General features: G+C 51.0%; 10 protein-coding genes. 2 read left to right on the forward strand and 8 right to left on the reverse strand.

The features are described 5' to 3' along the window. The first annotated feature begins 27 nt into the window (after positions 1 to 27). Entirely contained in the window at positions 28 to 3,243 is a 3,216-nt protein-coding gene (locus HP548_RS08760; RefSeq protein WP_175381420.1) for an efflux RND transporter permease subunit, read from the forward strand. A 369-nt stretch (positions 3,244 to 3,612) separates the two neighbouring features. After that, positions 3,613 to 5,301 carry a PucR family transcriptional regulator gene (locus HP548_RS08765; protein ID WP_343054801.1) on the forward strand — a complete coding sequence of 563 codons (1,689 nt, stop codon included), beginning with the start codon at positions 3,613 to 3,615 and terminating at the stop codon, positions 5,299 to 5,301. Positions 5,302 to 5,305: 4 nt separating this feature from the next. Here HP548_RS08765 and HP548_RS08770 read toward each other — a convergent pair whose 3' ends face one another. The 8 genes from HP548_RS08770 to HP548_RS08805 form a co-directional block, all read right to left on the reverse strand. Further along, on the reverse strand, positions 5,306 to 5,533 hold the full coding sequence (locus HP548_RS08770) for a hypothetical protein (protein ID WP_175381421.1): 228 nt from the start codon (positions 5,531 to 5,533) through the stop codon (positions 5,306 to 5,308). Positions 5,534 to 5,538: 5 nt separating this feature from the next. After that, the gene (gene hydA, locus HP548_RS08775) at positions 5,539 to 6,978 is read right to left on the reverse strand and encodes a dihydropyrimidinase (protein ID WP_175381422.1); all 1,440 of its coding nucleotides are present in this window, start codon (positions 6,976 to 6,978) and stop codon (positions 5,539 to 5,541) included. Continuing rightward, positions 6,975 to 8,270: an NAD-dependent dihydropyrimidine dehydrogenase subunit PreA gene (gene preA / locus HP548_RS08780; protein ID WP_175381423.1), complete on the reverse strand. Its 1,296-nt coding sequence runs from the start codon at positions 8,268 to 8,270 to the stop codon at positions 6,975 to 6,977. Before preA ends, hydA begins: the two co-directional genes overlap by 4 nt. Before the next feature lie 269 nt (positions 8,271 to 8,539). Next, positions 8,540 to 9,907 carry an NAD(P)-dependent oxidoreductase gene (locus HP548_RS08785; protein WP_175381528.1) on the reverse strand — a complete coding sequence of 456 codons (1,368 nt, stop codon included), beginning with the start codon at positions 9,905 to 9,907 and terminating at the stop codon, positions 8,540 to 8,542. A 60-nt stretch (positions 9,908 to 9,967) separates the two neighbouring features. Further along, complete coding sequence (locus HP548_RS08790; protein ID WP_076287561.1) at positions 9,968 to 10,849, reverse strand: nitrilase-related carbon-nitrogen hydrolase; 882 nt, start codon at positions 10,847 to 10,849, stop codon at positions 9,968 to 9,970. Positions 10,850 to 10,894: 45 nt separating this feature from the next. After that, positions 10,895 to 12,175: a M20 family metallo-hydrolase gene (locus HP548_RS08795; RefSeq protein ID WP_175381424.1), complete on the reverse strand. Its 1,281-nt coding sequence runs from the start codon at positions 12,173 to 12,175 to the stop codon at positions 10,895 to 10,897. Positions 12,176 to 12,255: 80 nt separating this feature from the next. Continuing rightward, positions 12,256 to 13,629 (reverse strand): aspartate aminotransferase family protein, encoded by a 1,374-nt coding sequence (locus tag HP548_RS08800; protein WP_175381425.1) that lies wholly within the window; start codon positions 13,627 to 13,629, stop codon positions 12,256 to 12,258. Between the two features lie 87 nt (positions 13,630 to 13,716). Continuing rightward, a complete protein-coding gene (locus tag HP548_RS08805; protein WP_175381426.1) occupies positions 13,717 to 14,793 on the reverse strand; it encodes an ABC transporter substrate-binding protein in 1,077 nt (358 codons plus the stop codon). Positions 14,794 to 14,809 lie beyond the last annotated feature (16 nt).

A 14,809-nucleotide genomic window follows, 5' to 3' on the forward strand; every position in this document is an offset into this window, starting at 1 on the left:
GAAACAGAGAGGAGAAGAAACCATCGTATGAAAGGAATTATTAATTTTTCACTGAACAACAAGTTTGCGATCTGGATTCTGACCATCATCGTTTCCTTCGCCGGTTTGTACAGCGGACTGACGATGAAACAGGAGACCATTCCAAACATCAATGTGCCATTCTTGAGTGTTACGGCCATTGATCCAGGGGCAGCTCCTGAAGGTATTGTCGAGGATGTCACCAAACCACTCGAACAGACCTTAAGAAATGTAGAGGGAATTAAGACACTCACCTCCACTTCCATGGAGAATGCCTCTTCCATCACCCTCGAATTTGATTATGGTACCGATCTGGATAATGCTACCGCAGCGGTTCGCGAAGCACTGAATGAGGTGCAGTTGCCGGATGGTGTACAGAAACCAACCATTTCCAAGTTCAGCATCAACTCCTTTCCAGTTGTCTCGCTTAGCTTGTCTGACAAGGACGGCGGCGATCTGGAGCAATTGACTCGACTGGTTGAAACGGATATCCAGCCAGCACTCGAAGATATTGACGGTGTAGCTCAAGTCCAAGTTTCCGGCCAATATGTTAAGGAAGTTCAACTGAAGTTTGACCAGAAAAAAATGAATGAACTCGGTTTGACTGAAGATACAGTCAACGGCATCGTTCAAGGCTCTTCTGTCCGTGTACCACTCGGACTGTTCGAACTGGACAAAGCGCAGAAAGCTGTTGTTGTTGATGGCAATATCATCGATCTGGATGATTTGAAAAATCTCGCCATTCCGGTTGTACCAAGCGGTGCAGGAGCAGGCAGTGGTTCGGCCACAGCACCACAAGGCGCCGGCGCACAAGCTGGCGGGGCTCAAGGCTCTGCACAAGGTTCTGACCAGGCTGCAGGACAAGCTGCTGGCGGAAATGCCAGTGTGGGCAGCACTTCAGGTGCCGCTAATGCACCTGGAATTCCAACGGTTAAATTAAGTGAGATCGCCAAAATTGAAGTCATTGGTCAGGCGGAATCCATTTCCCGCACAGACGGTAAGGAATCCATCGGGATCTCCATCGTTAAGTCCAATGATGCCAATACCGTTGATGTCGTGAAGGCAGTTAAAGACAAAGCGGAAGAGTTGCAGACGCAATTCAAAAACGCAGAGTTGACTGTTTTGCTCGACCAAGGTAAACCTATCCAGGACTCCGTAAACACGATGTTGTTCAAAGCGATGTTTGGTGCTTTGTTCGCCATTTTGATTATTCTGTTGTTCCTACGTGATATTCGTTCCACCATTATTTCCATCATCTCCATCCCGCTCTCCTTGCTCATTGCATTGACAGCACTGAATATGATGGACATTACGCTGAACATGATGACCCTGGGTGCCATGACGGTTGCGATTGGACGGGTTGTCGATGACTCCATCGTTGTTATCGAGAATATCTATCGTCGATTGACACTCAAGGGAGAGAAACTTAAAGGCCGTGATTTGATCCGGGAAGCTACTCGTGAAATGTTCATTCCGATCCTTTCTTCCACCATCGTAACCATTGCGGTATTCCTGCCGCTGGCTCTGGTGAGTGGTATGGTCGGTGAGCTGTTCATGCCATTTGCCTTGACGATGGTCTTCGCTTTGCTGGCATCCCTGATTGTAGCTGTTACGATTGTACCTATGCTGGCACACACGCTGTTCCGCAAAGGTCTGAAGAACAAGCAGAATCATGAGGAAAAACCAGGCAAGATGGCGGAAGCTTACAAACGACTCTTGAACTGGACATTGTCACACAAACTTATCACCGTCGGCGTTGCTGTATTGCTGCTTGTCGGCAGTTTGTTCCTGTATCCGTTCATCGGTGCAAGTTTCTTGCCGGAACAACAGGATAAATATGTGACCATTACGTACAGCCCGGAAACTGGAGCTTTGCGTGAAGATGTAGAAAAAGAAGCACTGGTAGCCGAGAAATGGTTGCTGACGCAGCCAGGTCTGGAGAAAATGCAGTATTCCATAGGCGGCAGTAATCCACTGAGCAGCATGGGTGGAGGCAGCTCCAACTCTGCTCTCTTCTATATCGAATATAACGAAGATACGAAAGACTTTACTAAAGTGAAAGAACAGCTTGTAGAAGGTCTGAAGAAAGAAGTGACTGTAGGAACCTGGAATGAGCTTGATATGTCCGGGGGTCTGGGAGGCAGCAGCTTAAGCCTTTCCATCTATGGTGACAATGTAGATCAGATCAAACCTGTCTCGGATGAAATTCTGAAACTGGTTGAAGCAGATACCGAATCTTTTGAAAAAGCCGACACTACGCTCTCCGATACCTACGGGCAATACACGCTCGTCGCGGATCAGGAGAAACTGAGCTCGCTGGGTCTGACAGCTGGCCAACTGGCTATGACGCTCAGTCCTGCACGTGAACGCCCTGTGCTCACAGAAGTGGATATCGAGAACAAAACGTATAAAGTCTATGTAGAGACTGACAAAAAGACATTTACCAGCATTGCTGATATTGAAAACGAAAAAGTCACTTCACCACTCGGCATTGAAGTACCTATCAAAGATGTCGCGAAAGTGGAAGAAGGTACTTCACCGAACTCCATCATGCGTATTGATGGCAAAGTCGTTGTGCAGGTATCAGCCAACATTCTGGCTTCCGATGTGCAAAAAGCATCATCAAACTTGCAGGCGAACATCGACAAACTGGACCTGCCAGATGGTGTTGAAGTGAAATTTGGTGGTACAACCGAACAGATTAATGACACGTTTACCCAACTTGGTCTGGCCATGCTGGCAGCCATTGCGATTGTGTACTTTGTGCTTGTCGTTACGTTCGGTGGTGGACTGGCGCCATTTGCCATCCTGTTCTCCCTGCCATTTACCGTCATTGGTATTATGGTCGGCCTGTTCGTAGCTGGTGGTACGCTTGACGTATCTGCCATGATGGGTGGACTGATGCTTATCGGGATCGTGGTCACCAACGCCATCGTCCTGATCGACCGTGTTATTCACAAGGAAAAAGAGGGAATGCCTACTCGTGAAGCCTTGCTGGAAGCCGGAGCAACGCGTCTGCGTCCAATTCTGATGACAGCTCTGGCTACCATTGGTGCCTTGCTGCCACTGGTGACAGGACTTGAAGAAAGCGCAGGGATCATCTCGAAAGGTCTCGGTATTACCGTAATCGGCGGTCTGATCAGCTCCACGCTGCTGACTCTGGTTATCGTGCCAATCGTGTATGAGTTCCTGATGAAGTTCAAAAAGAAAAGAATTGAAGATTAATCGACACCTTCTGTTGATCAATAAATCATCATTCAGAATTAAGATGAACTTCTAACATAGAACACCCCTTAGTCCGCATTAGAATGGTTTGTACATTCTGATCTCCGGCTAAGGGGTGTTTTACATTTAGATACGATCTCTTGAATAGTCACAGCAACATTTACATGTTAGATAGATCTACATAGGAATAATCCCATTTGTTTTATTTCATAAAAGGAAGAGATCATTTTGTGAAATAAAACAAATGAACGTGAGATTTCAGCTCATCTGTTGTTAACAGACTTATAATCAAGACAAACGCTCTTCAGAAGCTCGACTTACAAAGCGGGTATGTAAACTGCATGTATTTGAGGGAAGGACGGTGGTTGTGTGGGGGAAACGACGCTGCATATTCAGATGAGAGACATGCTGAAACGTCCAGTGTTCCGCAAGGCTGAGGTACTCGCCAGTGAACGGGCATTGGAGCGATATGTGCGTTGGGTGCACATTATGGAGGTTACCGAAGTAGGCAACTTGCTGAATGGCGGGGAACTGGTGCTAACGACTGGCATTGGCTGGCAGGATGATGAAAAGCAGGGACTGTCTTTCATGCGCCAGTTAATTGCTCGTGGAGCTGCGGGACTCTGTATCGAACTGGGGGCTCACACCAAGTCCCAGCTCGGACCTATGAAGGAACTTGCAGCAGAAGAGGATTTTCCACTGATCTGGTTCCACGAACAAGTACGTTATATCGATATTACACAAGACCTGCATTTCGCCCTGATTCGCAGCCACCAGCGTATGCTCGCTGATCTCGACAGCCTCACTACCTCGTTCAACCAACTTCTTTTGAATGGAGACGGTGTACAACCACTGCTCCGACTGTTGTCTCGAACAACGGGTTACCCTGTAGCGCTATATCCACTGGATGGGGAAGCAAGTGCCGTTCCCTACTGCCCTCCAGCCCAATTGGAGATTCGTCGGCAGGAGTGGTTGTCACGTCGTGGTCATTCGGACGAGGGAGAGCATTTGGGAGATCATTCCGTGCAGAGGAATCATTCGGTGCATTCACCGGATGCACTCACTCTGCCTGTACAGGCGCTTGATTATGCATTTGCCGATCTGGTGCTGATGCTCGACAAGCTGTCGGATCACGATCAGGATCTGCATAACAGGCCCTCTGAAGAGTTCATCATCCAGGCACTGGAACGTTGTGCAGCCGCCATTGCTCAGGACTGGATGCGTACCAAATACATGGAGGAAAAGCGACGCTACAAAGAAGATATGTGGGTCATTGACTGGCTTAACGGACATCATTCTGCGAAAGAAATTCTTGAATATGTATCTGTTGCCAACGCCCAGCTTGCTTCTGGAAAAGGTACCGTCATTTTGTTCGATAGCAATCCCAGCTACACAGACAGTCTCAAGCTACAGAAACTGCTGATTCAACGTAACATCGTTGCCCGTTCCGTGTTCTCGCGGGAAGGATTTGCACTGTACAGCACGGTGCTAAACCACCAGATCATTCTGATTATTGTTGACCCTCTGCCTGGATCTCAGCGAAAAAGCAGTCTATGGCGCTGCATTGAACAGTTGCAGCAGCATGAGCAGGAACAGACCCATCGCCTCTTCTCGGGTCTGTTCGGCATCGGTCACAGCTGCGCTGATCTATCACGTCTGAAAGACAGTCTTGAGGCAGCAAAGGATACCCTGCGCATTCAGAAGGACATCGGTGTGATGCAGCAGCCCTTTTACAGCAATCTTCACTGTTATCGCATTATTGCCAGCATGAAGCAGAGCGGCAGTCTGGATGATTTCATTGAGGAATATCTCGGGCCAGTCATTCGTTATGATGCCGAAAAAGGCGGTCAGTTGTTACGTACGCTTAAACAATATTTTATTCTATGCTGCTCCAAGCAGGAGACGGCCACGGCTTTGTTTATTGTCCGACAGACGCTTTATCACAGATTGCACAAAATTGAGACACTGCTGGGTGATGACTACACCCTCCCCGAGAAACGTGTCGCCATCGAACTGGCTATCTATGCATACGAATACGTTCATGGACCACTCGCGTGACCTTCTACGCTCCTTTTTGCTCCTGAAGCTGCCTGATCAGGATATGACTGAACCACTTCCGCCCAGACGCCGTACCCACATATTGCTCCTGTTTTTCTCCGGGAAGGTCGGGGTGCCCCCACACGACATGAGCACCCTCCAGATGTTCCCGAACGGCATAAATGTGATAACCCTGTGCCACCATTCGTTCAATCGCTATCTTTTCCGCTTCAAATACTTCATGATCAGACATCAGCCTCACCCTCCATTCACTGCCGTCACAGGCTGTTTTACAGGTAATGGTGCATCGGCATCATATTTTTCACGCTTCACATAGCGACCCGCGCCTGCCACTCCGGCAAACTGCCGGTCCCGAATCACATATTCCCCGCGGCATAACACCGTCACTGGACATCCCTGAACCTGCATGCCCTCAAAGGCGCTATAGTCCACATTCATATGGTGGGTAGCTGCCGAAATCACCCTTGAGATAGATGGGTCAAAAATAACGATATCCGCATCTGTCCCCACAGCAAGGGTTCCTTTCTGCGGAAATAACCCAAATAACTTGCTTGCCCGTGTAGAGCATAAATCCACCCACTGATTAAGCGAAATCCGCCCCTTCATTACCCCTTCGGAATATAAAATACTGAGCCGATCCTCAATGACTGGTCCGCCATTTGGAATTTTGCTGAAATCATCCCGTCCCAGATCCTTCTGTCCCTTGAAGTTAAACGAACAATGATCCGAGCCAATCGTCTGCAACTGACCGCTCTTGAGTGCATTCCACAGCACTTCCTGATGAGGGGCTTCACGCAGCGGTGGGGACCAGACATACTTCGCGCCTTCAAAATCCGGTTGATTCATCTTCGATTGATCCAAGGTTAAGTACTGCGGACAGGTCTCGCCCCAGATTCGATAACCCATGTCTCGCATACGCGCGATCTGCTCCACGGCTTCAGCACAGGTGACGTGCACCACATAGAGCTGTGAATCGGCAAGTGCTGCCAATCGGGCCGCACGCCCTGTAGCCTCTCCTTCCAACATGGAAGGTCGGGTAAGTGCATGGTGGATCGGCTCGGTTCTTCCATCCGCCAGCGCCTGCCGGACCAGCAGATCAATAACATCGCCATTCTCAGCGTGCACCATGACGAGTGCACCGTACTCTTTGGCTTTTTGCAGCGTCTGAAAGAGAATGCCGTCATCGGCCTGGAACTGGTTTTTGTACGCCATGAACACCTTGAAGGAAGACACACCCTCTTCTTCAATGATCTGTGGCAGTTCCTCCAGCACCTGATCATTCATCTCGCCAATCATCAAATGAAACCCATAATCAATGGCGGCTTTGCCCTCGGCTTTGGTATGCCATTCCTGTAGGGATTCAAGCAAAGGTCGGCCTTTTTGCGTCAAACAGAAATCAATGACTGTCGTTGTGCCGCCGAAGGCAGCAGCTGCGGTTCCTGTTGCAAAATCATCCGCCGTCACCGTTCCGCCGAACGGCATATCCAGATGAGTATGCGGATCAATCCCGCCAGGGATGACATAACAGCCAGACGCATCCACAACCTCCGTTCGTTCATCCGGCACAAGTCCCATGCCAATCTGCACGATCTTTCCATTTTCAATGTAGATATCCGCCTCAAACGTATCCGAAGCTGTGACCAACATTCCATTACGAATCAATTTGCGGGTACTCATGATATCGCCTCCTTGGTGGATTGATCTCTGGCCGATTGCAGCAGGGCAATCGCAGACTGACGGTCATTCCAGGTTAACGGTTCCTGTTCATGTGCGATCTCTACCATCTCAATTGCGCCGTCCACCGGACAGACAATCGAGCACAGATTACATCCGACGCAATCTTCCTCAACGACCTCCAGATAGGAGCCAGAGGGATCAGACAGCATATCAATACATTGATGCGAGGTGTCTTCGCAGGCGATATGGCATTTGTTGCAGTTGATGCAGACATCGCGGTTGATGCGGGCTATCACTTTGTAATTCAAATCGAGATTGCCCCAATCGGAATAGCGCGGAACCGTTTGGCCAATCAATTCAGATACACTTCGCAGACCTTTCTCATCCAAATAATCGTTCAAGCCATCGATCATGTCCTCCACGATACGGAAGCCGTGATGCATGGCTGCAGTACATACCTGGACCCCCGTCGCGCCCATAAGTAAAAATTCTGCGGTATCCCGCCAATCGGATATGCCTCCTATACCGGAGATGGGCACACCAACTGCCGGATTGCGCGCACACTCGGCAACCATGTTCAGCGCAATCGGCTTCACAGCCGGACCGCAATAGCCGCCATGCGCCCCTTTACCACCTACATGCGGCACGGTATTCCAGGAATCGAGATCCACACCCGCCAGGGAGTTGATCGTATTAATCAGGGAAATCGCATCCGCACCGCCGCGCACGGCCGCCCGGGCAGTCGCCGTAATATCGGTGATATTAGGCGTTAGCTTCACAATGACAGGTGTGGTCGCCACTTCCTTCACCCACATCGTCTGCAATTCGACCAGATCCGGTTGCTGACCAGACGCTGCTCCCATACCACGCTCAGCCATGCCGTGCGGACACCCAAAGTTCAGCTCCAGCCCGTCTACGCCGACAGCTTCGACTTTCTTCACAATCTCATGCCACTTCTCCCGTTTCGGTTCAACCATGAGTGAAGCAACCACTGCCCGATCCGGGAAACGCCTTTTGGTCTCGGCAATTTCCCGCAGATTCACCTCGAGCGGACGGTCGGATATTAACTCAATATTGTTAAAACCCGCGACGCGCTGTCCGCCAAAATGAACGGCTGCAAATCGCGAAGAGGTATTAATGATCGGCTCGCCCAACGTCTTCCAGACGGCACCACCCCAACCTGCTTCAAAGGCGCGCTGAACCTGGTATCCGGTATTCGTCGGCGGCGCCGAGGCCAGCCAGAATGGATTGGGCGATCGAATACCTGCCAGATTAATAGATAAGTCAGCCATAACGATCCCTCCTTGGTGTGGTTTGAACTCACAATGGTGTTTGTTTGAACTTCACAAGATAGACTGGAATCTCTCGTATGACCCAGGAATCCTGCTTGATCAGGGTTAGTATGAGTGATTGGTGTTGCCAACCTGCTGTTATAAACTGTTGGTGTACATTCTAACGAACCGTGCACCTTCTGTTTGGTGCACATGCGGTAGGTGAGCGTTTTAACGAATCGTAGAAGGCTTGGTGCATAAGATTCTCGTTAGCTATAACTAAATATATCTCATGCCGTCTCTTCCACCTGTCCGGGCAACGCCTTCATCACCGATGCAGCCGCCAGCTTGCCCTGCTGTGCAGCGGAGACCACCATCGCTTCGCCCTGCCCCTGTCCGAAGATTACATCTCCTGCCGCGTAGATCTGTGGATGGGACGTACGGTACGTCTGTGGTTCCACTTCAACAACGCCCCAGTGATGACGCAGGCCAAATGCCTCAATTAATGGCAGCAAACGGTTCTGTCCAATGGCTCGAACAACAGTGTCACATTCAAGCATGAACTCCGATCCCTCTATCGGCACAGGCAGTGCCCGACCACCTCCAGATGGAGTAACCAGCTTCATTTTCACACACTCTATAGCCTGAACTCGCCCATTCTCGTCTCCAATAATGCGCTTCGGCATAGTGAACCAGCGAAATTCCACACCTTCCTGCTTCGCAAATGTATATTCAAAGGCATAAGCTGTCATCTGGCTCTCCCCGCGTCGATAAAGCATCTGCACACGCTCGGCCCCCAGGCGTACCGAACAGGTCGCTGCATCCACTGCCGTATTGCCCGCACCAATAATGGCAACCTTCAGACCGTTCAGCGCCGGAGGCACACCCTGCTTCGTGGATTCCACTAGCTCAATGGCATCATAGACACCTTCCAGCGTCTCTCCTTCAATGCCAAGCATTGGGACTGCGCCCATCCCGCAGGCTAGAATAACTGCTTCGTGCTGTTCCAATAACTCTTCAGCGGACACATCCACCCCAATACGCACACCATACCGAATCTGCACACCCAGTGCCTGCACCTGTTCGACTTCCCATAAAGCTACGGATTCTGGCAGGCGAAAGGACACGATACCATACGTGTTCAGCCCTCCGCCTTTCGCTTTTGCTTCATAGATCGTCACCTCATACCCTTCACGCCCCAACTCTCTGGCCGCAGACAGTCCCGCTGGCCCTGCGCCTACAACTGCAACACTTCTCCCGTTGGCAGGCGCTGCCTTGAATAACGGTTCATTCTTCGTCCGTGCCCAGTCTGTTGCATATCGCTGCAAATCACCGATCCGAATCGGCTTGGATGACTCATTCAGTACACAAGCTCCTTCACACAGTTCCTCTGTGGGGCAGACCCGTGCACAGCTAGCACCAACCGGGTTGGCTTCCATAATGGTCCGAGCCGAGCCTTTGAGGTGACCTGTCGAGATTTTTTTGATAAACGAAGGAATATTAATGTCGGTTGGACACGCCTTGATACACGGTGCATCATAACAGTACAGACATCGGTTCGATTCCTCCATCGCTTCCTTGCCTGTCATTGCAGGCTTCATTTCGGTAAAACGACTCTCCCATCCGTAATCGGACAACGTTGCTCCTGCGCTGTTCATCATGTCTTACACCTCCAAGGTTGATCTCTGATATCCCCAAATTTTCATTCCAGGCCACTGCTACAGGTTAACGAGATGTTCGTAGGTCTCAGGCCGTCGATCGCGGTAAAATTGCCACACATTGCGTACTTCCCGAATCAACTCCATATCCATCTCACCAATGATAACCTCATCCTGATCCCTGCTGCCCATGGCAACCATCCTGCCTCGCGGGTCCACCAGATACGACTGACCATAAAACTCACCCATATTCCATGGCGATTCCACTCCCACTCGGTTAATGGCAGCCACATAATAGCCATTAGCTACCGCATGGGCAGGCTGCTCCAGCTTCCACAAATATTCCGATGTTCCGGCTACCGTTGCGGAAGGGTTGAATACAATCTCCGCACCAGCCAGCCCAAGAAGTCGTGCTCCCTCCGGAAAATGACGATCATAACAGATGTACACACCCACTCTGGCGTAGGCTGTATCAAATACCGGATAGCCCAGATTACCGGGTCTGAAATAATATTTTTCCCAGAATCCATTCGTGCCTTCGCCTGCTTCCACATGCGGAATATGATGTTTGCGGTATTTCCCCAGGTAGGAGCCGTCCGCATCTATAACAGCAGCTGTATTGTAGTACGTAGCGATTCCTTCTACCTCATATACAGGCAAAATGATGACTACCCCGAGCTCCTTCGCAAGCTCCTGAAAACGCCTAGTCGTCGGTCCTTCCGGCACCTGCTCGGCAGATGCATACCACTTGGGGCTCTGCTCTGTGCAGAAGTATGGTCCGTAGAACACTTCCTGCAAGCCAATAATTTGTGCTCCTCGAGCAGCCGCTTCACGTACCAGCGCAATGTGTTTCTGAATGGCGGCCTCCTTATGCACTTCAACTGGGGCCGAGCCTTCAACCTCGTGCGAAGCCTGAATCAATCCGATACTGATTTTACCCATAATGTCACATCGCCTCCCTGGGAAATGGTTTGATATGAACAGCTTTTACATGTCCGTCCCGTTACTCGCAATTTCCGGGCTGCACATTTGCCTGATCGTGCGGTACAACACTTCTGTACCGAGAGCAATGTCCTCGGGCGAAGAATACTCACTTGGATGATGGCTGACCCCATCCTTGCTGCGAACAAAGATCATGCCATAGTCACACACGTAAGAAAGGGCAAGTGCATCATGGAACGGACCACTCATCAGCTCTGGTAAAGGCAGGCCGATCTCTTCGGCAGACGAGCGAATGGCATTTTTGATTCGTTCTGCACAATATCGCGGTTCACTGTTGGTATCTTCGGTCAAGGAGTAGGTCAGCCCATATTCCGAGCTAATGTCATCCAAGAGGTTCATTAACCTTCCTTCAAGCCGATTTCTGCGTTCCATCTCCATATCTCGCAAATCAACCGTAAAGCTGACTTGTTCAGGAATGATGTTGCGTGAGTCCGGGAAGACACTGAGGCTCCCCACGGTCCCTACTGTCGGAGCTTCCGGTTCTTCTCTGACCATATCGTCAAAAGCCGCAATGACCTTGGCGCTGCCCACCAGCGCATCATGACGCATCCCCATCGGTACGGAACCGGCATGCCCTGCCATGCCTTTCATTGTCACCGTGAGCCACAGCGGGCCAGAGATGCCAGTCACCAGACCTAACGGGGCGGCCAGCGATTCGAGAACAGGTCCTTGCTCAATATGCAGTTCCAGATAACTGCCAATAGAGCCAGCCGGATAGATCGCTTCGGCAAATTGTTCTGGTGCACAGCCAAAGGCCTCCAATGCCTCTCGTCGGGTCACCCCATTTTTGTCCTTTCGCTCCAATTCTCCCTCTTCCAACTGTCCGGTTATGCCACGTGAGCCAAATAATCCTTTGTTAAAACGCGATCCCTCTTCATCACAAAAAGCAATGACCTCAATCGGCATCCGAGGGCGAATGCCTTGTTCCATCAGGCACTGTACAGCTTCCAGCGCGCCAAGGACGCCGATGGCCCCATCATACCGACCGCCGTACGGCTGGGAATCGATATGTGAACCGATCATGACGATCGGCAGGGACGAATCTGTACCTTCAAGGCGACCAATCAGATTGCCAAACGGATCAAGCCAAGTCACAAGCCCGGCCTCTTCCATCCAGAGGCGAACCTGGATAATGCCCTCCATATCTTCCGGAGTCAACGCGAGTCGGCAGACACCCGTCTCCACAATTTGGCCAATACAAGACAACTGTTCAATTCGATTATCCAGACGCAACTGATTGATGATTTTCCCGGTGGTGGTCTGCATCCTCCATCGCCTCCTCACGCATATTCATAAGCACGATTTAAATGAAGATCCCACCTAGATTTCCGCTTCGCCCTCCATCACTACCCAGCATCCAGACTGCGTAGTGCAGCCAGCAAACTGCCAGCGATCAGGTCCAATTCTTCCTCACTGGTGACGAACGGCGGTGAGATGGTCAAAATATTCGCAAATCCCGGCACGGTATCGCCGTTCTTGCCAATCAGGACACCGTCCTGTTTGCAGCTTGCCAGTACTTTCATGACCTTATCCGCATGAGCAGGCGAACCATCGGCTTCAATCAGCTCCACCCCGCAGGCAAAGCCAAATGTGCGGATATCTCCAACCACCGATAACTCCAGCAGAGGCTCCAGCTTATCCCGAAGCAGGTATCCAAGTTCATCAGCACGGCTGACCAGATTCTCTCGTTCCAGAATTTCGAGATTCGCCAGTGCCACGCGGCAGGATACAGGGTTGCCCCCGAACGTATTCACATGACGAAAGTGTGAATCGGGTCCGGGTTCTCTGAACGTGTCATACAGATCCGCTCGAACGGCTGTCGCCGATAGTGGAGCGTACGCACTCGTCATGCCCTTTGCCATCGTGACGATATCGGGCTGCACGCCATAATTCTGATGACCGAATTTTTGCCCGGAGCGGCCAAATCCGCAGATGACCTCATCCACTATGAACAGCACCCCATAACGCTCACAAATCTCCTGCACGATACGCATGTACGCCAGAGGCGGGACAATCATGCCGCCCCCTGTAATGACCGGTTCCATAATGACCGCAGCTACCGTCTCCGGCCCTTCCCAGCGAATAACCTCTTCATAGATAGTGGCGCATTCCAGTCCGCATCCCTCCTTGTTTCGTCCAAATGGACAGCGGTAGCAATAAGGAGGTGGTACATGAGAGAAGCCTACACCCAGTGGCTCGTATTTGATTTTGCGGGCGGCTTGCCCCGTGGCGCCCAGTGCGCCCATCGAGTTGCCGTGATAGGCACGGTGACGGGAGATGAATTTGTGACGGGTGGGCTCACCATTCTGGTGATGAAACTGACGGGCAATTTTGAACGCCACTTCATTGGCATCTGAACCTGAGTTGGAGAAAAAAATGCGATACTCTCCCTCCAGCCAGTCGTTCAGCTTCTCTGCCAGCAGAATCGCCGGCTCATGACTCTGGGTCATGGGCACGTACGCGAGAGCTTTCATCTGCTCATAGGCACTTCGAGCAATTTCCTCGCGTCCATGCCCGACGTTCACACACCACAGTCCCGACATCGCATCCAGATACCGTGTGCCATCCTGATCCGTGATCCAGCTGCCCTCCCCGCTTACGGCAATCATCGGATGATCATTATGAGGCGAGATGTGATGCCACACATATTTGCGATCTTTTTCCAGCCACTCTTCCTTTGTACCACCAATCGGTTGGGGTTGCTGATCCACTGAGCTCATTCGTCATCCTCCTCTCTACCTGAACCTATGGACTTTACACTTGACCACTCCGATTGCAGTGCCACATTCCGAACGCTCCACGCTTATTTATTTCGTCACATCCTTCACCGCTTCTTCATAGACGCTTTTCTCCAGTGCTTCGTCCAGATTAGCGGCTTTCTTGATCAGGCCATACTTCAGGGCAATATCCGCAGTCCGGGTAAACGATTCATCCACAAAACTGCCCACCTGTTTCTCCGTAAACCCTTCCGGGCGAATCAGCTTCGCAATCTCTTCCAGCATGGTCACCTGATGTTCACGGGTCGTACTGCCGTCCGTTACGTTCTTCATCACGATATCTACCGTTTCACTCTGATTGTCGATGGCGTAGTTCCAGCCTTTCAGAACGGCACGGGTCACTTTCACCGCGAGCTCTTTATTACTGTCCACCCAATCCTTCTTGGCGATCAGCGTATCCTCCAGCATGCCTACCCCGGCATCCTCAATGTTGAATACATCCAGGTCGGACTCCTTCGTCCCACTTTCAAGTACCACGTGATATTCGTTATAGATCGTTGCCGTGGCGACATCCACCTGATCGTTGAAGAACTGATCCATCGTGAAGCCCTGCTTCACCAGTTCAATATCCTTCTTTGGATCAAGGCCGTTCTTCTCCATAAAAGCGAGAACCTGAAACTGCTGGCTACCAAACCATGTGCTCACTTTCTTGCCTTTCATCTGGGCGGGATCGGTAATACCCGCGGACTTCTTCGCAATCAATCGATAACTGCTCTTCTGCGAAATCTGGGCGAGGGAGACAAGCGGAAGGCCGTTATCCCGGCTAACCAGCAAACTGTCTACCCCGGTGATGCCCACATCGGCTGCGCCGTTGACCACCTGCTGTTCGATCACGATATCCGGGCCACCCGGAATAATCTCCGCATCAATACCTTCATCTGCAAAAAAACCTTTCTCTTTAGCCGCATATATCCCGGCGAACTGAGCCTGAGGCACCCATTTGAGCTGAATCTTCACTTTGGTTAAGGGCTGATCTGACCCTTCCGCTCCCTCCGAGCTGGCAGCAGCAGGGGTGACGGACGGCTCTGATTTCGCAGAGCACGCTCCCAGCATCGCAACGACCAACAGTACCAACACCAGAAAACCCGGTTTTAACGTTTTGTACATATACAGAACAACCCCC

This window comes from Paenibacillus taichungensis (genome assembly GCF_013359905.1).
GTDB lineage: Bacteria > Bacillota > Bacilli > Paenibacillales > Paenibacillaceae > Paenibacillus > Paenibacillus taichungensis.